Origin of the sequence: Flavobacterium sp. KBS0721, from assembly GCF_002007065.3 — a bacterium.
GTDB lineage: Bacteria > Bacteroidota > Bacteroidia > Flavobacteriales > Flavobacteriaceae > Flavobacterium > Flavobacterium piscis.
On sequence record NZ_CP042170.1, the window covers coordinates 4909288 to 4934027 of the forward strand.

The following is a 24740-nucleotide window of genomic DNA, read 5'->3' on the forward strand; positions in this document are numbered from 1 at the left end:
AAATAAATTTAATTAATTATATAAATAGTAACGATATACGAAGCGAAAAAGAATTTGTCACGCTTTATTAAAACTGAGTCTTTTTTTCAATAAATATAAGTGCAAATATTCCAAAAAGAGCAATCCAAATTGACAAAAAAACTTTGCTTCTGAACCAGTTCAATTGTAAAACCTAAGAGAAAAACAATTACAAATATATGTCAAAGCTTGGATTCCATTCTCGGTTAATTTGTTTAATGAGTCGATACGGTTCCTTCCTAAAAATACCAGTAAGGTTTTTTTAGAGATAAATTTACTAGTATAAATCCACAATAAACTTTCCGGGAAATTTTATAAAACACAAATCTGCGAATCTTTAAATTCTCGATTTTCCTTGTCTTAATGCAGCTTTCTAATGCCGTTATTTCAGGTACACTTCAGACTAAAAAACACTAAAAATTATAAATTTATACAGAATTGAAACGATACATCTTAACTGATTAATATGTCAACATATTAAATGTTAAAACATTACGAAAAATTTTATTAACTTTATTAAAAATATTTCCGTGAAAATAATTAAACATTCCTATGGTGCTGATCTCTCTTGGATTGAAAATTTTGCTAATCAATTTGGAGGAAAAATTGAAGACAATTATATTATTATTCCCGAAGAACTACAGACAGGAACCCGATATTTCCTTGATTGCGGAGAAGGTATAGTTGCTTATTATATAAATGTAAAATATAATAAGAACTTTCGATTTATTCAAAAAAATGAAGACAATGATTTTGTTGGGCTTTATTACAATTTAACCGAAGGAGAAGCTACTGTCAGTAGAGAAAGTACAGTGTACGATGTAGGCAGATGGCGCTATAATTTATCTGTACTGGATGGATCGCTGGAGACTGATTATAACGTTAAGGCTGGAAGCAGCACATTTGCTCTTTACATTTTTATAAAAAAAGAAAAAATAATATCATTTGTGAAAGATCATAATATTACATTTCGCGACATCGATTTATTGACAGATCCAAACAGAAATACAATTGTACGGTTTGATCGAATGAGTAGTGAAAGCTATCATTTACTAAATGACCTACGCAAATTAGAAGTTGGCGGGTCTATATTTAATTTAAATTTAATTGGAACGGTTCAGATGCTTATTTCTAATTATTTAAAAAAAATGGCTAGCCGAAGAATCATTATTCAAACAGTCAATTCTTCAGATTTATCAAATATAATTGCTTCACAAATGTATTTAATAGACCATATCGGAGACCATTTTCCAAGTATTACACAAATGGCCAATAGAGCCAATATGTCGGAGACAAAATTTAAAAATTTATTTAAAAAAATTACCGGCTCGACTGCTAATAAATTTTTCATGGACAATAAACTCTTAAAAGCTAAAGAATTGCTTGAAAGTAAGCAATTATCAATATCACAAGTATCAGATCAATTAAGTTTTACAAATAACTCTTATTTTGCTTCAAAGTTCAAGGAGAATTTTGGCTTATCTCCCAAAACTTTTATAAAGCAATTGTAGCTATTGTGAAATTTAATTTCCTAAACAAAATCCTTCTTTATCAAGATTAATAATTGCTTATGAAAAAAATTTCACACTACTATAGTTTAACTCCTGAATGGCAAAGTGAATTTGTTCAAAAATTAGGAGCCAAATTCATTGATGGTAAAATTACTGTAATTCCGGAATCAATGGGTAAGGGACATTCTTATTTCACTCAAATTATACCAGGTATATCGGTTTTGTTTATAGATTTTACTTTAAAAATTCCCCTAAAAATTACAAGAAATCGATCTGATAATCCTTTATATATATTTCATTTTGACTTAAGTGAGCATGTTAATTTAATAAAAATCAATAACAAATCTTACGAGATTGGCTCCTATGACAAATTAGATCTTGCGATTATAGACAATCAAATCGAGAGTTCCTTTACACCCTCTGTCAATGAAAGGACAATTGCTATAAGAATACTCGTCGATAAGGCCCTTCTAAATGATTTTATAAAAAAACATTCCAAAAAAGAAGAAGTAAAACCAACTACTAAAGAAGGCCAAAGAGTTTTTTATCATTATGGAAATATCGACAGCAATAGTATTTTACTAATTCAGTCCATCAAAAACAAATCAGTATTCGATTTATCATTTGAACCCTTGCTTAAAGGTATATCCTTAAAACTGCTCGGCAATTTTTTTAATAAATTTTATCATTCTCAAAATTCAAAAAACGCTACCGATAGCGAGCTGGAAGCAATCAATAAAACAAAAGAATATCTTCTTAATAATTTGTATGGCCTATTTCCTTCAGTAACTTTTTTAGCTTCAATGGCAGGTATGTCAGAATCAAAATATAAGATTTTATTCAAAAAATGTTTTAACGATACTCCAAACAATTTATTTATTAAGGAAAAAATGTCTCTTGCTCAAAGGTTATTAAAAAGCGGAGAATTTAAAACTATTACAAATGTTCTTTACGAATTAAACTATAGTAAACTAAGTTATTTTTCATCCAAGTATTTTAATTTTTTCAAGAACAGACCTATTGATGATTTTATAAGAAAGCAGGATTAATTCATTATTAAAATTTACTGTTTTTTTTTTAAATTAATATTTAATATTTTCTTTAATGGTTGACGTGAATTATAAACTCAGAACGTCTGTTTTCCTGATGTTCCGCTTCAGAACACTTTACGCCATTCGTACACCTGTTTATTAAATTAGTTTCGCCGTAACCTTGTCCATGCACACGTTCTTTTTCAATTCCATGTGCTACGATATAATCTACAGTTGCTTTAGCTCTGTTTTCAGACAACTTCATATTAAAATCATCTCTACCTCTACTATCGGTGTGCGAATTAATTTTTAAAGAAATACTCGGACGCGCTTTCATCAATTCGACTACTATATTCAATTCTGCTTTCGATGACTCTCTTATCTTAAACCCATTGTAATCAAAATAAATTGGATCTAGTTTTAATTTATGCGTAAGATCATCCCCTTCTTGCAATGTTACTATATGATCTCCTACAATTACCTGCATTTCATTTATAAAATCAAATGAGTATTCGCGTTTCTCAGCTGGTTTTAATTGAGGAGTAACAATTTGTGTTTTTTCAGCAATTCCAAGCTTTTTATATACCAATCTATAATCTCTGTAAGGCTTAAGGTCAAGAGTATATATACCATCTTTACCAGAAGACACCGTATTAATCATTTCATTTTCCGAATTATAAACCTCTACCACCATACCTTCAATTGGTGTTCCGCTTGTATATTTTAAGGTTCCTGAAACAATTGGTTTTACATTAAAGTTAAAATCAACTGGTCTAAGTTCTGTAAAACTGTAAATATCGTCATTTCCAGTTCTGTTAGATGAAAAATATCCCTTTTTGGTATCATCCTGAATTGTATAAGCGAAATCGTCAGCGTTTGTATTTACACCGTCACCAAGATTTACTACATGATATTTGCCCTGATCATCTTTTAGTGCTGCAAAAACATCTAAACCACCAAGACCAGGATGTCCGTCTGAAGAGAAATATAAAATTCCAGAAGCATCTACAAAAGGATATGTTTCTCTTCCTAAAGTATTGATTTCATCCCCCAACTTAGTAATATCATTGCCGATACGCCCATTTTTTTTAACACTAACTACATAAATATCTGAATTCCCAAATTTATTATTTCGGTCAGAAACAAAATACAACTCACTTTCATCGGCACTTAAAGCCGGATGCGCAGATGAGAAGCCATCACTATTGATAGGATATCCAAGTTCTTTGATGTTTTTCCATTCTCCATTGACATTCTCAGCCACATAAATTTTTAAATAAGTGGTTCCTTCTTTATCCGCTCCAAGTTTTCCCTCAACATAATTGTTTCTTGTAAAATACATTAGCTTACCATCTTTTGTTATGGCAGGAGTACTTTGATGATATCTTGTATTCACATCTCCTTTTAATATAATAGAATTTTGTAACCCGCCATCAACCGTAATATCAGCTGAATATAATTTTAAAAAGGATTTCTCATTCCAGCTGTGTTTACGTTTTATGATTGTTCCGGTATCTTTAGCCGAAGCATAGATTACTTTATCCCTACCATTAAAACAAGCTCCAAAGTCAGAAAAGGGAGAGTTGATCGCTACAGGTTTAAAAATATAACGACCAGACTGTCTCTTTATTTCTTCCATTAATTTTATGCCATTCCAGTCTGCACTCAAGTCTTTTTTACCTGATTTTGAGTAGTAGGTTTTCATTATCTGCTCAGATTCTTTATAATTCTGATTGTTATTTAAAGCCTGTGCATATCTGAAATAATATTGCGGATCAATACCTTTTGGAGAATCCATGATTTTAGCATAACATTTTGCTGCTTCCGGATAATTTGCATTATAATAGTAGCAATCTCCAAGCTTAGTATAGGTTTCTATAGTATTATTTCCTTTTTTAATTTCTTTATTATATAACTTAATCGCTTCAATGAAGGCAAACTTTGTATATGCAGCATTAGCTTTTTCTAAATTTTTATCCTGAACCTGGGCCTGAATAGTTCCTATTTGCATGATACAAACCATCAGGAATATAAAAGTAATTTTTAGTTTTTTATAAATCATCCTATTTTGTATTTAACGTTATTAGAAGAATCTCGGACTCACTAGTCTGGTTTTAGTTTTACTCAATAAATCAAATCTTAAAAATATCTCATGAGATCCTGAATTATAATTCCCAATATTTGTGATATCGCGATCATATGCATATCCTATTTGAATACCGTCTGTTACCTGAAAACCAGCTAAACCACTAACACCTGCATCCCAACGGTATGCTGCTCCAAGCGTTAATTTATCATTGATCAAGAAGTTAGCCGACATATCGACCGCAACAGGGGCGCCCACAACAAACTTAGCCAAGACTGCTGGTTTAAATCTTAAATACGGATTAATATCAAAAACATATCCTCCCATAAAATAATAATGGGCTTTTGTTGAATATACCGATGCTGCAACATCATCATAAAAGTTTGTTTTTAATAATTTAGGAACAGAGATTCCCGCATACCATTTAAAAGTGTGAAAATAAACCCCTGCTCCAACATTAGGCGAAAATTGAGATTCCACTCCTGTCATAGTCTTATCTTCATATTCACGATTTGTTTTATTGTAATCCACTTCAAAATTGTCAAAACCTCCAGAGATACCAAATGAAACTTTTAATTCATCTGACGGCATAATAGTGTAAGCGTAGTTAACTGTAAAACCGGTATTTTTTGTTGGGCCAATTTGATCACTTACTATATTTAAACCAAGTCCATTACCATGATATCCTAATGGTGTTTGAACTGAAAAATTTATTGTTTTTGGCGCTCCCTCTAACCCCACCCATTGTGTTCGGTATAGTGCCATGGCGCTTAAAACTTCTCTTGAACCTGTATAACCAGGATTAAAGGTCATAGTATTGTACATGTATTGCGAATATTGCGATTCCTGTTGTGCAGAAGCCCCCAGAATACCTAAAAACAATAACGATACTACATAAAAAAGTTTTTTCATTATTTCTATTTATTACGTTCTATTTATGGATTTAATTATTGATTATTTATATATAGATAGCCAGATTTTTCGACTACCCTTTGCGTATTATTGTATTTCAAAATGTAGAAATAAGTCCCTGTTGGAAGTTTTTCTCCTCTATTTATTGTTGCTCGCCCATCAGAATATCCAGCGAACATTACGTCACTTTCATTATATGATTTTGCTTCGTATACTTTAACACCCCATCTGTTATAAATTTCAAGAGAATTGTCAGGATATCTATCTATTCCTTTAATATGGAAAGTATCATTAATACCATCACCATTTGGAGAAACTGCGTTGTACACTATTAATTCATGGTCTTCAAATTCTGCTTTAACAAGAGCTGTTGTAAAAATTCCGTACCCTCCTACTGCACCTGTTAATAATCTTGAATAGACCTCCCCGGTAACGGGCTCACTAAGAACACCTTTATCATTTACCCATTTCCCTAATGCTTCATCCCAACGAACAATTGCTACTTTTACTTTGGACGTTTCTGCAAAAAATTGAGAAGGGGTAGTATCATTATTTAACGAAAGACTCAAAACAATTTTGTCAGCTCCCTTTTCTTGTTTTACTTCCCAGTATTCCTGATCATTGATCTGTAAAATTGTTTCATCTTTACTTAAATGAGAGTGAAGATCTGCCGAATTTTTATGAAAATATTGTGCAGTATAAATATCTCCATTTGCAGCACCTGCCTGAAAAGAGGGTCTGAAAAAATATTCATCTCCTACAGGAAATTGAAATTCATTAGTTCCTTTTTTCTGTACCTTCCCATCTACAAAACTTTGATCACTTGCTTCAGAATGTGTTGCATTTTCTTTGAAAATAACTTTACCATTATAATCTGCGGCATTAACAATTCCGTATTTAAAATCAGAATTTTTACCGATAGAAATAGTTGTTTTCAGTTGAAAAGGTATCAGAGAAGCCAGATTATTAAAAACAATATTTTGAAAATCAGCAATCTGAGACCCCGTAATTACTTGCTCCTGCTCTCCCACAAAAGAAGTAGTACCTGAATTTTTCTCATTATAAGAAACCACTCCGTCATTATTATAATTTTTAAAAGCGTGAACTTGTCCATCATTAATAAAATTTCCCGTGGTCGTATTATCATAATCCATATAGATTGACAATAATGTATTATTACTTACTTTTAAATCTCCTTGATTAACAAATTGAGCCTGCCCTTTTTGACACAATAATAGGAGTGCTATAAAACTAAATACACAGTTTAAATCTTTTCTGTTTTTCAAGACAAATTGAAATTGCTGTAAATCTTTTATCATTTTATATAAATTTTATTTTTTTATATTACTACTTGAAAACCGCTCTAAATGAAGTGCAAAATTAGAGGACTAATCAGGAGTTTGCATCCTCTAGAAGTTATTAGAATATCATAATAAGTTCATTTTTATTTTCAAAATTTAAATTCAAAAAAAAAGGAACAGAACTTTGATTATAAAGTTCTGTTCCTTTTTTTCGATTTATTAATAAGTCTTATAATTGTAACTATGACCTTATACTTCAAAGTTATTTACACAGATAAATATGATATGTATTAGAAATCAATATTTCCAGCAGAGCATTTTTTTTCAATAGATAAAACAGAGTGAAATTGCCTCAATATACCTCTTTCATTTAGAAAAAATAATTTATACAATGGCCAAACGCTATTAATCAATTTATAGTTGTTTCCTTTTTCCAAATACCATAAAATTAATTATCAATAATTTGCAAACGTATAAAAGCTCAAATAACTTATAATTTGAGCTTTTATGTATAATTATTATGGCATATGATCCTCCCTTAAAATTACATACCGTTTTGGATAATAGTATATGTTCTCTCTACATTACCATTATTTGTAATAGTGATAGTAGATCCGGATTTAGCTATTGAAAAATTAAATTGGCTGCCATCTCCTCCGTCCTCACAGTTAGCCGTACCATTTGCAACTAATTTTTGAGCATAACCATCATTATTAGTAACCGTAGCTGTATAAAGTATGTTACCTCCCTGGCCGCCTAAAAATGAAATAACATTGTTGTAGGTTTGAAAAGAGGCAATCGCATTTTTATCACAACTATTTTGTGTTGCAACAATAAAGGTTGCGACCGTAATGTTTGCATTTAAAGTTACTATGTAAGATTCTCCCGGAGCAATTGATGGAACGGCATAAGTTTGAGGGAAAAGACTTTTTTTAACAACTCCGTCTGTCCCTATTACCAAAGCTATATTTGAAGGGTCAGTAGATTCAACTAATCCTTCTAAACGCAATGGATCTGCAGCTGACTTAACATGAAGTGCAGCAGTTGGAGCAGTTGTGCCAATGCCTAAACCTGTAGAATTCAGACGCATTAATTCTTTTTGCGCACCACTAGTGCCTGAGTAGTTAGACCAGCTAAATTGCCCAGAATTCGCTGTAGTTGTTGAGCCGGCTACAAGTCCGAAATTCCAGTCTTCTGTAAGTTCAATTCTGGCCGCATTATTATTATTCAAAAATAATATTTTTGAAGCATTAGCATCTGGAAAACTTATAGTGGAAGCAAAAGCTGTATTGTTTGTTGTTTCATCAATTGATAATGCATTTACACTCTTATTTGAATTCCAAATTCCAAATACTCCGGCATTTTTATACAGACCAAAGTATTTTGTATTAGCAGTATTTCTATCTGAAAATTGCACGTCATTTTTAATGTACGCATTTTTAATGTTTAGGATATCTTTATTCGACATTTCCAGATTTTGAGCTGCTGTATGATTTCCTAAATTATCTCCGGTAAAACTAGTCTTAGGTACTGTTTTTAAAACTCCATTGGCATCTGTTACCACGATTTCATCTGCATTGGTACCAGCCTGCAATCCTACAATGGCTAAAGTAAAATCTGGAGTTGTTGTTATTGTTGAAGCTTTCATTAACGGGCCACCTAACTGAATATTCCCACTTTCAGAAGTTAAACCATTATTAGCTGTGTTTAGGGTATTAGGATTAATTGAAACTTTTTTTCCGTTGACGGTAACCATTGTTTCTGTCTGTGCTATCATAAATCCGCTTTGGATCAATAATAAAAGGTATATTAGTTTTTTCATATTTTTTTTAAAATCTGTTTTTTTCTAATTTATAGGCCAGTTTGAACAATACTATATTCTTTGTTAATATTTCCGTTATTTGTAATTGTTATTACCGCACCTATTTTTGTAATGATAAAATTAAATTGACTTCCATCCCCTCCATCTTCACAACCAATTACACCATTAGCTTCTAATTTTAAAGAACTTCCATCTTCATTTAAGACTGAAGATTGAAAAGATACATTCCTTGCTTGTCCTCCTAAAAAGGATAATGTATTATTGTAAGATCGAAAAGAATTCATGGCTGTTCTTCCGCAAAGATTTGAGGTTTGAACGAGAAAAGCTGTTATTGGAAGATTGCCTCGCAATGTTACGGAATAAGAATTCCCTGGTGCTATTGTTGGAGTTTTGTATGTTTTAGGAAACATGCTCTTTTTAACAATGCCATCATCTCCAACTACTAATTTTAGATTTGTTGCCGTGGCTGATGCTGTCAATCCTTCTAAAAGAATAGGGTCAGCTGTGGCCTTAACATGCATAGCAGTCGTTGGTGCGGTTGTGCCAAGACCTATTCCGGTAGACGTAAGTAGCATTATTTCTTTTTGTGCACCAGAATTTGAATAATTTGACCAGTTAAATTGTCCTGAATTAGCCAATGTTTTTTGACCAGATATTGTACCTACTATCCATCCGCTAGAATGGTCGATTCTTGTGGCATCTTTATTGTTTGTAAACATTATTTTTATACCATCAGCATAAGGAAAACCAATTGTCGAAGAAAAAGCTGTTCTATTGTTTGTTTGGTCTATTGACAAGGCATTTGAGGAAGTACCAGAATTCCAAATATTAAACATTCCATTGTCTTTATTGATGCTAAAATATTTTGTATTACTAGTAATTTTATCTAAAATATCCAAATTATTGTTTATGAATGCTGTTTGTGTGTTTTGAATGTCCTTATTTGACATTTCCAAATTTTTATATGCGGTGTGATTTCCTAAATTGTCACTCGTTAAGTTTTCTTTGACAGTGGTTTCCAGAATACCGTTTGTATCAACTGTTAGAATATTATTGGTTTCTACGCCAGTCTGTAATCCTGTAATGGCTAAAGTAGAAGTTGGCGTGGTCGTTAAAACGGAAGATTTCAGCAATTCGCCTCCCAACTGAAGGTTACCATTTGTGGCTGTTAAACCATTGTTTGCTGTGGTAAGCGCGTTTGGGTTAACAGTTACTTTTTTTCCATTTACAGTCACTAAAGTTTCTGTTTGACCTAGTATATATCCAGTCTGAATCAGGAATATCAGATAAATTATTTTCTTCATTTTTATTCTTTTAATCGTTTTCCTAAAATCTTTCAATCAGCTTTTGAGTTAAAGAAGCAATTCAATTTTTCGGTATTTTTAATGAATATTAAAAATCTATAAATAACTATGAAGCAAGTCAAATTATTGATACATCATTTTTTTTTCAAATCGAAAAGCCCTAGGTGTATTACAATAAGTTATTTACTAATCATTTCAATATCATTTTTTTTTAAAGAAGCAGGCTCTTTGTCAAAGTTTGCCTGCTTCCCAAAATTTATAATATTATTTTAGATAATCAATTATCACATTATCGTTTACCATTAATATGTATGAACCATTGCTTTCTGGTTTATAAGTCAGAATCTTATCGGTTACTGTTAATGCGTCTTTATCAATACGAACACCATTTATATACAATTTTACTTTAGATAAATTAGATGGTGTCGCAGCTAATGTAAAGCTAGTTTGACCAGCGTCTGCTGTAAACTCATCAATAGCTTGTTGAGGGACTGTTGCATTTACTACATAAGGACTAGCCTCAGTACCATCTCCTGTTATTGTAACATTTGTACCTCCGTTCGTTTTTCCTCCAATTCCTGCAGGTCCTTGCTCTCCTGGTTTACCATCGGCACCTGTTTCTCCTTTTAGTCCTGCAACATATTCGTTCATGTCTTTTCCGTCGTTGCCAGGAAGCTCTTTCCAGATCTCGAATGCTGATTTTCCATCAGCTCCGGTTTCTCCTTTTAGTCCTGCAACATATTCGTTCAGGTCTTTTCCATCGTTGCCAGGAAGCTCTTTCCAGATCTCGAATGCTGATTTTCCATCAGCTCCGGTTTCTCCTTTTAGTCCTGCAACATATTCGTTCAGGTCTTTTCCATCGTTGCCAGGAAGTTCTTTCCAGATCTCGAATGCTGATTTTCCATCAGCTCCGGTTGCACCGGTAAGACCTGCAACATATTCGTTCAGGTCTTTTCCGTCGTTGCCAGGAAGTTCTTTCCAGATCTCGAATGCTGATTTACCATCAGCTCCGGTTGCACCGGTAAGGCCTGCAACATATTCGTTCATGTCTTTTCCATCGTTGCCAGGAAGTTCTTTCCAGATCTCAAATGCTGATTTACCATCAGCTCCGGTTTCTCCTTTAAGACCAGCAACATATTCGTTCAGGTCTTTTCCGTCGTTGCCAGGAAGCTCTTTCCAGATCTCGAATGCTGACTTACCATCAGCTCCGGTTTCTCCTTTAAGACCAGCAACATACTCGTTCATGTCTTTTCCGTCGTTGCCAGGAAGCTCTTTCCAGATCTCAAATGCTGATTTACCATCAGCTCCGGTTGCACCGGTAAGACCAGCAACATATTCGTTCAGGTCTTTTCCATCGTTGCCAGGAAGTTCTTTCCAGATCTCGAATGCTGATTTACCATCAGCTCCGGTTGCACCGGTAAGACCTGCAACATATTCGTTCAGGTCTTTTCCGTCGTTGCCAGGAAGTTCTTTCCAGATCTCGAATGCTGATTTACCATCCGCTCCGGTTGCACCGGTAAGACCTGCAACATATTCGTTCAGGTCTTTTCCATCGTTGCCAGGAAGTTCTTTCCAGATCTCGAATGCTGATTTACCATCAGCTCCGGTTGCACCGGTAAGACCTGCAACATATTCGTTCAGGTCTTTTCCGTCGTTGCCAGGAAGTTCTTTCCAGATCTCGAATGCTGATTTACCATCAGCTCCGGTTGCACCGGTAAGGCCTGCAACATATTCGTTCATGTCTTTTCCATCGTTGCCAGGAAGTTCTTTCCAGATCTCAAATGCTGATTTACCATCAGCTCCGGTTTCTCCTTTAAGACCAGCAACATATTCGTTCAGGTCTTTTCCATCGTTGCCAGGAAGCTCTTTCCAGATCTCGAATGCTGACTTACCATCAGCTCCGGTTTCTCCTTTAAGACCAGCAACATACTCGTTCATGTCTTTTCCGTCGTTGCCAGGAAGCTCTTTCCAGATCTCAAATGCTGATTTACCATCAGCTCCGGTTGCACCGGTAAGACCAGCAACATATTCGTTCATGTCTTTTCCATCGTTGCCAGGAAGTTCTTTCCAGATCTCGAATGCTGATTTACCATCAGCTCCGGTTGCACCGGTAAGACCTGCAACATATTCGTTCAGGTCTTTTCCGTCGTTGCCAGGAAGTTCTTTCCAGATCTCGAATGCTGATTTACCATCAGCTCCGGTTGCACCGGTAAGGCCTGCAACATATTCGTTCATGTCTTTTCCATCGTTGCCAGGAAGCTCTTTCCAGATCTCAAATGCTGATTTACCATCAGCTCCGGTTTCTCCTTTAAGACCAGCAACATACTCGTTCATGTCTTTTCCGTCGTTGCCAGGAAGCTCTTTCCAGATCTCAAATGCTGATTTACCATCAGCTCCGGTTGCACCGGTAAGACCAGCAACATATTCGTTCAGGTCTTTTCCGTCGTTGCCAGGAAGTTCTTTCCAGATCTCGAATGCTGATTTACCATCAGCTCCGGTTGCACCGGTAAGACCTGCAACATATTCGTTCAGGTCTTTTCCGTCGTTGCCAGGAAGTTCTTTCCAGATCTCGAATGCTGATTTACCATCCGCTCCGGTTGCACCGGTAAGACCTGCAACATATTCGTTCAGGTCTTTTCCATCGTTGCCAGGAAGTTCTTTCCAGATCTCGAATGCTGATTTACCATCGGCTCCGGTTTCTCCTTTTAGTCCTGTAACATATTCGTTCATGTCTTTTCCATCGTTGCCAGGAAGCTCTTTCCAGATCTCGAATGCTGACTTACCATCCGCTCCGGTTGCACCGGTAAGTCCTGCAACATATTCGTTCATGTCTTTTCCGTCGTTGCCAGGAAGCTCTTTCCAGATCTCGAATGCTGATTTACCATCAGCTCCGGTTGCACCGGTAAGACCTGCAACATATTCGTTCATATCTTTTCCGTCGTTGCCAGGAAGCTCTTTCCAGATCTCAAATGCTGATTTACCATCAGCTCCGGTTTCTCCTTTTAGTCCTGCAACATATTGGTTAATGTCTTTTCCGTCGTTGCCAGGAAGCTCTTTCCAGATCTCGAATGCTGATTTACCATCGGCTCCGGTTGCACCGGTAAGTCCTGCAACATATTCGTTCATGTCTTTTCCGTCGTTGCCCGGAAGTTCTTTCCAGATCTCGAATGCTGATTTACCATCCGCTCCGGTTTCTCCTTTAAGACCAGCAACATATTGGTTCAGGTCTTTTCCGTCGTTGCCAGGAAGTTCTTTCCAGATCTCGAATGCTGACTTACCATCAGCTCCGGTTGCACCGGTAAGACCTGCAACATATTCATTCATGTCTTTTCCGTCGTTGCCCGGAAGTTCTTTCCAGATCTCGAATGCTGATTTACCATCCGCTCCGGTTTCTCCTTTAAGACCAGCAACATATTGGTTCAGGTCTTTTCCGTCGTTGCCAGGAAGTTCTTTCCAGATCTCGAATGCTGACTTACCATCAGCTCCGGTTGCACCGGTAAGACCTGCAACATATTCATTCATGTCTTTTCCGTCGTTGCCCGGAAGTTCTTTCCAGATCTCGAATGCTGATTTACCATCCGCTCCGGTTTCTCCTTTAAGACCAGCAACATATTGGTTCAGGTCTTTTCCATCGTTGCCAGGAAGCTCTTTCCAGATCTCAAATGCTGATTTTCCGTCCTTACCATCTTTTCCAGGCGTTCCTCCACTTCCGCTTATTGGTGACCAAGTTCCGTCAGAGTTTTGAACGTAAACTGTACTAGTGGATTTATCGATATAAATAGAAATGTTTTCACCTGGATATCCAGGTTCACCTTTAGCAGCAGGTACAGAATTACCAGCAATTGTAGTAAGATCTCCAGAAATTAACATTCTATTCCATCTATTATCAAACCAGTAGTAGTATCCTGGTGTAATGCTGGAATTATCAGTAGTATTATAAACTAATAAACTGACAATATTACCATTTACAATTGTCTTATTATCTGTAATACTTGTCAAGGCAATTTGGGGTATTAGCACACCTTTGTTATTAGAGAACACCTCTAACTGAGCAGAGGATTTCGGATTTAATGTTCCGACACCCACCTGCGAGTAAGCAGACACAGTTCCTAAAATAACGAATAAAGGCAGTAATCTATTTTTCATAACATGTTAATTATTACGTACTTAAAATTATATTAAAGTATTTGTTTTTCAATCATCTAAATTTCGAAGTGCAAATTTCCATCTAAAATACCTTTAACTTTACCTCCAGACGCTTTTTAAATTATAGATTAGGGCATTTTGTGTAACGCCACATTATTTGAAAGACTTTTTAGTATTAAAAAATCAAAGACTATGAAAAATTAAAGTGTTTTTATAAATATTTTAAACTTGTGAAGTAATGATTTTTGCAAAATTGACAGAGTATGCCCGTGGATTTGCTTGTTATCCTACTTTCTTTCAGACGGAAATTAAGTAGATAATTTTTATGATTAAATTATACTCAGCACATTTTAGTAAGATGGAAATTATATAAAAATGGGGAACAATATTATAAGCTAAATTTTATCTCAATTCTCAAATTTGAAATATTGTAGATGATTTTGCATCTACATTACTAAACTTTAGATACAAATGAAAAAACTCATCCTATTTTTATATTGTATATTTCCTGCGCTAACATACTCACAATTAGAAAAATATGCGCCCAAGGTAAGATTCGCTATTGAAACTTATGCATTTCTTAAAGGCCAGAGTACTGCACTTCAAATGGTCGCCATAGAATTTCCGCAACTTAAACCTGATGTGGCAGCAGTTAAAAAAAGATCTGTTTTGTTCGAAAGGGCCGAACGAAATATTGAGCATTATCTGAAAGACGAGCTGCATGATTCTGATTATAATGCCATACAAAACCGCATTAATACTTTGCTTAAGGAACAATTTATAAATCCCATTCAAAAGGAAAAGTACGCACAGGATTTTTTGGAAAAAGTAAAGGAAAGATCGCTTTTTCGTATGGATACCTTGTTATCAAAAGGAATTATTTCGTTTGCCTATCATGATGCTCCACATCAGGAAATTACTGATGGCCATGTAGAGACTTTTACAACAAAAGGACATCCAAAAGCAGAACAGGCCGTTTTGCAATTTCCTATTCCCAAAAGTTGGCTGGCCGAAGAAGCAGACAGGACTGAAACAGTTCAACAGTTTACCAGTCACTATGGCACAGGCAACGAAAAAATATTAATTGTAATATATGATTTGCCTGCGGAAGAGTATAATTTTATTCTCAATGAAAAAACAATTTCAGAGATGATTCCGCCTCAGGCTAAACTCATTCGCACAGAAGCATTAAAAATTGATGATCAACCCGGAATGATGGTAGAAGTTGAAGAAACCCTGAATCAGGACAAAGTAAAAATAAGAATGCTACAGTTTATGTTTACTCAAAAACAAAAATTGTATTGTCTGCAAGGAAGTATAGGTCCAGCTGATATAAATAAAAATCTGGAGCCTCAAATAAAAAAATACGAACCACTTTTCCGTCTTGTTGCTGACAGGACAGAAATAGATTAAGTATGCTTTAAAGGCCTTTATTATTTATTTTTTTAGATCTAAAATTCTAAGGTAAAGGCTACCAAGATGGTATAAAAGCAATGATTTGAAGATAATTACAATTAACGCAATCATATTGATTTAAAGAGCTGCCGGCAAACAGCTCTCTTAGTCCTTGTTAAAATACTTACTAATTCAAATTTACCAAAGAGACTATTAAAATTAATCTTCAGAATTGCCGTTCTTTTTTGTGTCGCAAATATTTATTTTAAAGGAGATGAAGCTGTTTTAGGCTGCATTACAACTTCGACTTTATCAGCGTTTGGTACTACTTCAGCTGCATATTTTTTAATGTCTTTTACCGAAATACTTTTGATCAATTTCTCGTACTCATTACTGCTTACGAATTTATCATTCGTTTTTAACTGATCAACAATTGTGCTCATCCAATACGAATTTGACTTAACATTCTCCTGATTGCTTTTTATCAAATTTTCTTTTATGTCTGATACATCTTTATCTGAAACATCATTTTTTACGATATTATCCAGCTCGTCATATACAATTTGAAGCAATTTGCTGTCTTTTTCAGGATTACAGTCAAAACTTACGCGAAGTGAAAAAACAGGTGATGGATTTTTAGACAATGAACTCTGTGTTTGTACGCCATAACTTCCGCCCTCGTCTTCTCTAATTTTGTCTAAATAACGTTTGTCTAACAATTGAGAAAGCATATATGCCATAATTTGGTTTTTCTCTGAAAAAGCTGCTTTTCTATTTTCAAGATGTACATAAATACTCGTTTTAGGAACGCTCATTTCTCTGATCAGTTTTTCTTTTGCAAATGCTTTTGAAATTCCAATTTTATGATCTACAAATTTCTCCTGAGTGTGATTTCCTGCTACATTTCCTAAATATTTATTGATCACTTCAAGATCTTTATCAGCAATATTTCCAACAAAAACAAAAGTAAAGTCAGAAGCATTTGAAATACGCTCTCTGTAAATTTTTGAAGCTTCATCAAATTTTAGTTCGCCAAGATTTTCTTTGCTTAAAAGAAAAGTTCGTTTGCTATGGTTACTGTCTAATAAAGCAATAGTATCACCAAATATCTTACTATTGTTTTCCGTTACATTTTCGAGTGCGTTGTTATAGTAATCAATAATTCGTTTGTATGCTGTAGTTTCAAATCTTGGATTTTTAAAGTACAAATAAGTCAGTTCCAAAAGTGTTTCCAGATCTTTTTTAACGGCGCTTCCGCTGAAACCTTCGTAATGTTCACCAATAAACGGACTTACTTTAACTGTTTTTCCTGAAAGCTGTTTTTGTAAATCGGTCACTTTAAAATCTGCTAAACCGGAGTTTTTGGCTAAAACAGTCGCAATCTGTGAAGATGCTAAATCTTTTTCAGGTAGTAGTGAAACCCCACCCGGACTGAAAGCAGAAAAGAGAATCTGATCCTGTGACAAAGTTGTTGGGTATATAATTACTTTGGCACCATTTTCTAAAACATATCCTTTTGCCTCTTTGATTCCTTTAATTTCAAATTTTTTCGAAATTGGCTTAACGGTCAGTTTGTCTGTTACCAAGTCTGTATTTGCAATTGTTTCCGTGTAAGGGGCTAACTTTTGCTCTTTTATTTTTTTAATTGCTGTGGTGTAATCTGTTTCTGCAGGATACGTAACATTATCTTTTTCTGGTCCGGAAACCGTTAAAACCTGATTGTTTTCTGTAGGAAGCGCACGAAACACTTTATTGATTTCATTCAGGTCAATTTTAGTCAAAGCTGCTTTTACAAATTCTGTTTCATCTTCTAAACTCATTACAGGCGAAGCTTCTAAAAAGTAATTCTGCAATTGCGAAGCCCAGTTTTCATTACTGATTTTATCTTTGTTTTTTAACTGATTTTCATAACCTGTACGCATATTTTCTTTCACACGATCCAGTTCTTCTTTTGTAAAACCATTTTGAATGGCTCGCTCATATTCGGTGTACGCTTGTTGGAAAGCCTCTAACAATCTTCCGTTCTTAGGATTTACAGTTAAGGTAAAAAAAGAAGTTAAGCGTGTCAAACCAGAATAACTTAAACCAGCTCCCATCAAGGCCGTTTCATTATTTACGGTATAATCTCTAAAACGATTGTTCATCATTTGTAAAGCCAATTGTTCTGCAATATTGTTTTCAAATGTTGCAAGATCCTGGACTGCAGGCTTTTTCTTTTTAAAGTTTAATGCGATAGATGTTTTCTGCGCTTCTTTGTCTACAGCAAGTTTGTACAACAATTTATCATTGTCCGGAATAGTCTCATAAGTTCGCTCTGCAGCATTTGAAGGCATCGGAATTGAACCCATTATTTTCTTCACCTTCTCCTCGATTTTTGCAGGATCAATGTCCCCCACAATAATTACAGCCTGATGATTTGGCAGATACCATTTTTTATAATAATCTCTTAATTGTTTGTATTTGAAATTATCAATCAAATTCATATCGCCTAAAACATCTCTTTTACCATATTTTGAGCCATTATAAATGAAAGGTTCCAGTTGCGATCCTATTCTTAAATCGGCATTTCGTCTGGTACGCCACTCTTCGTGAATCACACCTCTTTCGGCATCGATCTCGGCATCTTTTAAAGACAAAAACCCAGACCAATCATGTAAAACATACAAACACGAATCTAGTAAAGCTGGATTTTTAACAGGTACATTACTTAAATTATACACCGTTTCGTCATGTGCGGTATAAGCATTAATATCACGTCCAAAAGCAACACCATGTTTCGCCAGCATATTGATGATGCCTTTTCCTTTAAAATGCTCCGTTCCGTTAAAAGCCATATGTTCGAGAAAATGCGCTAATCCGTTTTGATTGTCATCTTCTAAAATGGCACCCACATTCTGAACAAAATAAAAGTCGGCTCTATCTTTTGGCCATTCATTATGCAGAATAAAATATTGCATTCCGTTGTTTAAAGTCCCATGTACTACATCTTTCCGTAGTGCAATTGTAGTTTTAAATTGCGCTGAAACCTGAGTTAAACCCAGTATTATAAAATGCGCCAGAAATAATTTTGCTCTCATTTTGCTTGATATTTTTGTTTGTTTTTTGATTGATTTATTCTTGAATTTTTCTTGAATTGTAATTTGAAAATGGTATAAGAAATTCCTGCTGTTAATTTGAAGGTCTCAAAAGAAACCTTCAAATAACAGTCTTTGGATTGTATAAATGTATCGGCTTATATTACATCCAGTCTGGTTTTGCTGTACCTTTTAGGTAATAATCAAAATACTGCTGCATTTTGTTGGTCCAGTCTTTTTTGTTTGCTGCATCATCTAAGGTGTGTCCTTCTTTTTTGTAGTTCACCAATAAGGCATTTTTCCCTAAACGGCGAAGTGCAAAAAATAAAGACTGACCTTCCTGATAAGGCACCGCGCGGTCATTATCATTATGAAAAATAAGTACAGGAGTTGTAATATTCTTAGCAGAAAATATTGGGGAATTTTTAATATAACCATCCAGATTATCGTATAAAGAACTTCCCATACGGTATTGATCTGCTTCGTATTTAAACATAGTCGAAATTCCGTTTGTTCGCATAACAGGATAATTGGCCGTAAAATTACTTACTCCGGAACCTACAATGGCACAGCTGAAAACATCTGATTTGGTCAATAAAAATGATGTTTCGTAACCTCCAAAACTATGTCCCTGGATACCAATTTTTCCTTTTTCGGTAATGCCTTCTGCAATTAAATATTCAACACCGCTGATTACGTCATTGTAAACACTGTTTCCGGGATTTCCATATTCGTAATGTACATCTGGCTGGAAAATAATATAACCTTGACTTATTAAAGTTGGAATATTAATGTTTGATGTACTAATTTCAGGAGATAGATACGCATTAAAATCTTCCGTATGTTTTTCGTAAAAATGAACGATAACAGGATATTTCTTTTTGCTGTCGTAATTTTCCGGAAGGTAAAGATTCCCTTGATTTTCTTTTCCGTTGAAACTTTTCCAAGTCAATACTTTTGAAGTTCCCCACGCATATTCTTTTTGCTGTGGATTGATATCGGTCATTTTTTGCTGAGATCCAAAACTGGAAGTTCCCCACCATAAATCTGGAAAAACAGTAAAACTTTCTTTTACAAAAAGTACGCTTGAATCATCACCGGAAACGGTTTCAATTTTTACATTATAATCCGGATTTGCAAATACCTTTGTTATAGAACTGTTATTGGTTAATTTATACACTCCTTTAGATTTATGTACGATATCAAAACCTACCAGAGTAATTGACTTTCTATTGTCTAAATCGCCAATAAAACCATTTTCGTTATAACGAAGTTCTATTTTGTTTTTTCTTCCGTAACCCTGCGTTATAGAATAAGCCTTTTTTTGATTGGTAAGATCAATCGCCCACAAATCAAACTGATCGTAAAGGACAACTGTATTTCCGTTGTTTAACCAGCCTGCAATACCGAACGCAGTATTACTGGATTTCATATCTACATTATCATCAGAAACAGGGTAAGGAATTTGCGAACTAATGTTTTTAAACTGCTTAGAAGCGCTGTCAAAAACAGTCCAACCTTTTTGTTGTTCATCATAAAAAACAGCAAAATTCCCCTGCGGATTTAAAGATACACTGCCAAAAACTCCTGTAAGTACTTTTGTCGATTTTCCAGTCGAAGCATCAATCCAGTAGATATCATTACGTTCGTTAAAAGTCCAGTCTACTTCTATTACATACGGTTTTTTATCAATAGCAAAAACACCTTGATAATTCCCTGATTCAGGAATAATTACCGGATCAAATTCACCAATTGAAGCCACCTTAATGACTTTCTTGTTTTTGATATCGTAAAGAAATTTCGCTTCACTTGGAAGTGTTTTTGAGTTTCGCAGCATTTCTTGTCTGCGCTCCATGCTTCCTTGATTGGATCTCCAAATTTCAATATTTGATTTGGGAATCTGAGTGTTTTCCTGACGCTTATTAGAATTCACTAACAACGCAATAAAATTACTGTCTTCAGTTAATCCGTAAGCTGTTTTTGAAATTGAAAAGTCAGGATCGTTTAACACAACATCATCATAATTGAACAATGGCTTTGTTGCATTAGTAGCCAGATTAAAATAATATACCGTATTAAAATCGGTGCTGTTACTGCCTTTTAAAGTAAAAGTACCGCCGTCTTGTTTTTCATTTAATTGGAAATCACCAAAATCGGCGGCTTTTCCACTGTAAACAGTTTCTTGTTTCCCGCCTGGGATGCCATGTTTTAAATAAGCCTTGTCTTTTTCGATTTGCACATAAACTATAGAATTATTCTTTAAAAAGCGAGAAGATTTTATATTGTTTACAGCAATACTGTCGTTACTTTCTAAATTAAAACAAACCAGACGCTGTAGAAAAAAATCTCCTTTAACAGCTTCGGGACGTGAATAGTATAAAAAATCTGTTCCTTCAAGAGCGTTTGTGTAATGCTTGCTTTTCCAAAGTTTTTTCACACCTGTTTTTAGATTTTGCAAAAGCGTGCTGTCATTTTTGCTGTACTGAATCCAGTCTTTTTTCCCGATGAATTTTAAATCACTAATATCATTCAGTACCAAACGTTTTCCTTTTGGTGCTTCCTGAATAATAGTTTGCTTTTTATTTTCCTTTTCTTCATCCTGAAAAACCGTGTTGTAAGACATCCACTTTCCATTGTATGACAAAGATTTACCGCTAATTCTCTGCCACGATTGATAAGCCGATTCGTCGACGGTTTTTTTCTGTGCTGATAAACTATGTACACTCAGTGCGAGTGTACATAGTAAAAGTATATTTTTCATATTTTTTTGATTTTCAAAAAGAAATTACTCTTTCTTTAAAGCATTAATGACTTCTGTAAGTTCATCAACTAGCTGACCCGGATTTCCTGAATATCCTTCAGAAGTAAAACGAATCTGCCCGTTTTTGATGACTACTTTTCTCGGAATCCCGCTTGATTTAAAGATAGCTGCGTATTTAGAAAACGATTCGTTATTCGTTCCGCCGCCTTTTTTCATTAAATCAAAATAAGTATCCAGTTTTAATCCTTTTTCTTTTAAGTAAGCCAACGCTTCTTTTTTGTATCCTTCTTTGGTTTCCTGTGTACTGATAAAATAAACTTCAACTTGTTTGTCTTCTTTGAAATTGTTTACCAATTGCTGCATCGCCGGAAATGCTTTTTTACAAGGTCCGCACCAAGTCGCCCAAAAATCAATTACGATAATTTTTCCGCTGTCTAAAGCTAATTGTTTTGCTTTTCCGTCTGCTGACTGCACTTTAATCGCTGGAGCTGGAATAGGAGACATCAAAGCAATTTTTACGTCAGCTTTATTTTCTTTTTTCAGTTGCTCTAAATAAGCAGGGAAATCAGCTTCTTTTTTACCTTCTTTTAAATAAGCTTCTTTTAATTTAGCAGTTGACATTTCTGATAAAGCATTCACTCTTGCTGCGTTTTTTAAAACTTCGATAGTTGGTTTGTTTAATGCTTCTAAGGCTTTTACATGAATGTCGTTTACGCTCGCTTTTTCATAACGCTTTGTAAATGGCAGTAATTCAAAAGTCTCTAAAACTTCTTTGTATTTTTTCAGCATGTCGTACATACGAATCTGAATCACTAATTGGTCGTTTAGTCTGTCCTTAGCATTTTCGTTTGCCTGATTTGGAGACCAGTAAATCCCTTGCATATACGACAAGTCATTTAATTTTTGCTGCATCTGTCTGATCATTGGCACTGCCATTGTTTCTATAACGGCAGGATCTACAACCTTTAAATAAAGAGCTTTAGAAATATTCTGGTGATACGCATCGTTTAGATTAGCAAAATTCATAGTTGGAATCAAAGCTAAAATACTGTTGTAATCTTTGGTCTCAAAATAATAGCCAAATTGCGCTTTTACGATATTATCATAAAAATACTTTTGAGAATCAGGCACATCAGAAGTGTATGGAAAATCAGCTAAAAATTGCGTTATCACTTTGTTTTTTTCTGCAGCATCCGCAATTGGCATAATTTTTTGAAAGGCTTTGAATCTTTGAAAAGCACCTTTAGGAAATTGTTTTTGAATTACGGTTTCAAGAGAATCAGCCTTTGCCTGATCCTTTAGTTCAAATTTGTATAAATTGTAAACGTTTAGAAAAACTTCTTCCGGCTGTCCGTTCATTTTCTTTGTAAAATCTCCTAAAAAACGGTGTCCTAATTCATCAAATCGCTCCGGTTTCTGAGCCTTTAATACTTTAATATACGTATCAATAAATTTTGGAAAATTATTACCCTGATCTGCTACTTCCTTTTTTAACCAATATTCTGTAGCATCTCCGTCTATCGAAAAATCCTTAAAATAACCACCAAACTGACTATTGAAATCCTTATTTCTAAACGTTGCCCACGCTAAATCTGCTCCGGGCATTTTTACTTTAGGCTCTTTAAAAACTACTAAAAGATATCCTGTGTCTTGTCCTGTATCTGTAACAATTCCATTATCCGTGTTTCCATAAAACTTAAAAGCCATGAATCCGCAGTTTTTTGGAACAGTGTATTCCACATTCCAGACAGCGCCGTTTTTCTTCATTTTAAGATCTTCGATCTCCCAGTTGTAATCATTAAAGACGTAAGCGTAACCATTGATTTCTTTGATATTTTCCAAAGGTCCTCCTTTTGCATCATAAGTCATATTGAGAGCCATTCCGGGAACCGGAACATCTACCATTCCTTTTAATCTGGATTTAACTTCCTGAGCAGAAATTTGTATGGTAAAGGCGCAGAACGCCAATACCAATAATTTGATATTTGTTATTTTTTTTAACATTGTAGTTTGTGTTTATTGCCCCAGTTCTGGGTTAAAATCAATATAATTTTGATGGATTGGGAATACATATCCAGCGCTGTTAGGCGTAAGCGTAAAGGTTTCGTTTTTGAAAACCCTTGTATATGTTTTTTGCAAAGTTGGATCTAAGTTTAAACGACGCTGGTCGAACCAGCGAAATCCTCTACCAATGAATTCTTTTTGTCTTTCTGTCAAAACAAGATTTAAAGCTTCGGCATTTGTATTCGCACTTACCTGGTAAACAGAACCTGTTTTGTATCGTTTAGCTCTTAAAATATTTAAATAATCAACGGCTTTTTGCGGCTGCCCTAATCTGGCATAACATTCTGCTGCAGTTAAATACATTTCAGGAACAGAAACCCCAATGTTGATTCCGTTTGTATTACTATAAGTAGCAATTCCAAAAGCTCTTCCTGTATGTGATGGATTAAAAACATTACCAAGAATTGTATAATAATTGTAACGTAAATCATCACTACTGAAACTGTTTAATAAATCTTGAGCCAACGGCGCGCCATTATAACCATTTAGTAATGTTTTAGAAAAAATGATTTCAGGATTACTAAGTAAAACAGGATAACTGTAAGCTGTGGCAAAAGTGTTTAGATCAATTAAATCTTTTTGCATGGTTAAGGCTTTTTCTGCATTATCCAAACTCAATTGATATTGGCCCATATACAAATAGGTTCTGGCTAAAATACCATAAACGGCTTTCTTTGACGGAAGCACATTAAAATCCGGCGTATCAACAAGATCGTTTGCCAGGGCGCTTTGCAAATCAGAAAGAATTTGTTTGTAAATCACATCAACAGAACTCCTTTCTAATGAAGAAAATAATTCTGGTGTAAGTAAAAGCGGTACCGATTTTTCAGCATTTGAGGTAGTTGGATCAAATTGCGGCCCATAAATATTTACCAGCTGTAAATAAGCAAAAGCTCTATGAACAAAGGCTTCAGCATAAATTTGTTTTTTCTCTGCTTCGGTTCCTTTTTCACTCTTCATTACACCTTTAATAATGGCATTGTTGTAATAAATGGTCTGATACAAATTAATCCAATCTGAGTCTCCCTGAGATTCATCAAAAATTCTGGATTTCCAGGTATAACTGTTTCCCCATATTGTTGATACACGCGCCTGAAAAGCTGTCGAAAATTCTACATCGGCACTTGAAATGAGATACATTCCTCCGGAACCGCTGTATGTATTGTAAGCATTCGCCAATGCTCTGTAATCAGAGGTATATCTTAAAATTCTATTATTCCCTACAGGTTCAACTTCAACATAATCTCTGCAGGAATTAAGCAGCAATAATGGCAGAATAATATATAGTGTGATTTTTAAAAATTTCATAATAAGT

Annotated in this window: 13 protein-coding genes; 3 read left to right on the forward strand and 10 right to left on the reverse strand. The window is 34.7% G+C overall.

Annotation, left to right across the window (positions count from 1 at the left end; all coding sequences use genetic code 11):
* The first annotated feature begins 548 nt into the window (after positions 1–548).
* Both B0M43_RS20590 and B0M43_RS20595 read left to right on the forward strand, forming a co-directional pair.
* Complete coding sequence (locus B0M43_RS20590) at positions 549–1529, forward strand: AraC family transcriptional regulator (protein WP_078008004.1); 981 nt, start codon at positions 549–551, stop codon at positions 1527–1529.
* Positions 1530–1588: 59 nt separating this feature from the next.
* Positions 1589–2578, forward strand: a complete 990-nt coding sequence (locus tag B0M43_RS20595; RefSeq protein WP_078008005.1) for an AraC family transcriptional regulator — start codon at positions 1589–1591, stop codon at positions 2576–2578.
* A gap of 52 nt (positions 2579–2630) precedes the next feature.
* Here the strand turns inward: B0M43_RS20595 and B0M43_RS20600 are convergent, their stop codons facing one another.
* The 6 genes from B0M43_RS20600 to B0M43_RS20625 form a co-directional block, all read right to left on the reverse strand.
* Complete coding sequence (locus B0M43_RS20600) at positions 2631–4622, reverse strand: OmpA family protein (protein ID WP_078008006.1); 1992 nt, start codon at positions 4620–4622, stop codon at positions 2631–2633.
* Positions 4623–4643: 21 nt separating this feature from the next.
* Positions 4644–5558: a type IX secretion system membrane protein PorP/SprF gene (locus tag B0M43_RS20605; protein ID WP_078008007.1), complete on the reverse strand. Its 915-nt coding sequence runs from the start codon at positions 5556–5558 to the stop codon at positions 4644–4646.
* A gap of 35 nt (positions 5559–5593) precedes the next feature.
* Entirely contained in the window at positions 5594–6877 is a 1284-nt protein-coding gene (locus B0M43_RS20610; RefSeq protein WP_078008008.1) for a gliding motility-associated C-terminal domain-containing protein, read from the reverse strand.
* A gap of 526 nt (positions 6878–7403) precedes the next feature.
* Positions 7404–8681, reverse strand: coding sequence for a hypothetical protein (locus B0M43_RS20615; protein WP_078008009.1), 1278 nt, complete (start codon positions 8679–8681; stop codon positions 7404–7406).
* A gap of 29 nt (positions 8682–8710) precedes the next feature.
* Positions 8711–9985, reverse strand: coding sequence for a hypothetical protein (locus B0M43_RS20620; protein ID WP_078008010.1), 1275 nt, complete (start codon positions 9983–9985; stop codon positions 8711–8713).
* Between the two features lie 264 nt (positions 9986–10249).
* Positions 10250–14131 (reverse strand): hypothetical protein, encoded by a 3882-nt coding sequence (locus B0M43_RS20625; protein WP_144825149.1) that lies wholly within the window; start codon positions 14129–14131, stop codon positions 10250–10252.
* A 471-nt stretch (positions 14132–14602) separates the two neighbouring features.
* On the opposite strand from B0M43_RS20625, the gene B0M43_RS20630 reads away from it, so the two are divergent.
* Positions 14603–15544, forward strand: a complete 942-nt coding sequence (locus B0M43_RS20630; protein WP_078005205.1) for a hypothetical protein — start codon at positions 14603–14605, stop codon at positions 15542–15544.
* Positions 15545–15786: 242 nt separating this feature from the next.
* Here the strand turns inward: B0M43_RS20630 and B0M43_RS20635 are convergent, their stop codons facing one another.
* The 4 genes from B0M43_RS20635 to B0M43_RS20650 all read right to left on the reverse strand — a co-directional run bounded on the left by B0M43_RS20635 (position 15787) and on the right by B0M43_RS20650 (position 24733).
* On the reverse strand, positions 15787–18603 hold the full coding sequence (locus B0M43_RS20635) for a pitrilysin family protein (RefSeq protein WP_078005206.1): 2817 nt from the start codon (positions 18601–18603) through the stop codon (positions 15787–15789).
* Between the two features lie 160 nt (positions 18604–18763).
* The gene (locus B0M43_RS20640; protein ID WP_078005207.1) at positions 18764–21361 is read right to left on the reverse strand and encodes a S9 family peptidase; all 2598 of its coding nucleotides are present in this window, start codon (positions 21359–21361) and stop codon (positions 18764–18766) included.
* Positions 21362–21385: 24 nt separating this feature from the next.
* Complete coding sequence (locus B0M43_RS20645) at positions 21386–23365, reverse strand: TlpA disulfide reductase family protein (protein WP_078005208.1); 1980 nt, start codon at positions 23363–23365, stop codon at positions 21386–21388.
* 12 nt (positions 23366–23377) lie between these two features.
* Complete coding sequence (locus tag B0M43_RS20650; protein ID WP_123921734.1) at positions 23378–24733, reverse strand: RagB/SusD family nutrient uptake outer membrane protein; 1356 nt, start codon at positions 24731–24733, stop codon at positions 23378–23380.
* Positions 24734–24740 lie beyond the last annotated feature (7 nt).

Excerpts from the sequence above, each read along its gene's own strand:
- B0M43_RS20615 (WP_078008009.1), bottom strand. The coding sequence starts at position 8,681 with ATGAAAAAACTAATATACCTTTTATTATTGATCCAAAGCGGATTTATG.
- B0M43_RS20600 (WP_078008006.1), bottom strand. The coding sequence starts at position 4,622 with ATGATTTATAAAAAACTAAAAATTACTTTTATATTCCTGATGGTTTGT.
- B0M43_RS20610 (WP_078008008.1), bottom strand. The coding sequence starts at position 6,877 with ATGATAAAAGATTTACAGCAATTTCAATTTGTCTTGAAAAACAGAAAA.
- B0M43_RS20605 (WP_078008007.1), bottom strand. The coding sequence starts at position 5,558 with ATGAAAAAACTTTTTTATGTAGTATCGTTATTGTTTTTAGGTATTCTG.
- B0M43_RS20625 (WP_144825149.1), bottom strand. The coding sequence starts at position 14,131 with ATGAAAAATAGATTACTGCCTTTATTCGTTATTTTAGGAACTGTGTCT.
- B0M43_RS20645 (WP_078005208.1), bottom strand. The coding sequence starts at position 23,365 with ATGTTAAAAAAAATAACAAATATCAAATTATTGGTATTGGCGTTCTGC.
- B0M43_RS20630 (WP_078005205.1), top strand. The coding sequence starts at position 14,603 with ATGAAAAAACTCATCCTATTTTTATATTGTATATTTCCTGCGCTAACA.
- B0M43_RS20650 (WP_123921734.1), bottom strand. The coding sequence starts at position 24,733 with ATGAAATTTTTAAAAATCACACTATATATTATTCTGCCATTATTGCTG.
- B0M43_RS20620 (WP_078008010.1), bottom strand. The coding sequence starts at position 9,985 with ATGAAGAAAATAATTTATCTGATATTCCTGATTCAGACTGGATATATA.
- B0M43_RS20635 (WP_078005206.1), bottom strand. The coding sequence starts at position 18,603 with ATGAGAGCAAAATTATTTCTGGCGCATTTTATAATACTGGGTTTAACT.
- B0M43_RS20640 (WP_078005207.1), bottom strand. The coding sequence starts at position 21,361 with ATGAAAAATATACTTTTACTATGTACACTCGCACTGAGTGTACATAGT.
- B0M43_RS20595 (WP_078008005.1), top strand. The coding sequence starts at position 1,589 with ATGAAAAAAATTTCACACTACTATAGTTTAACTCCTGAATGGCAAAGT.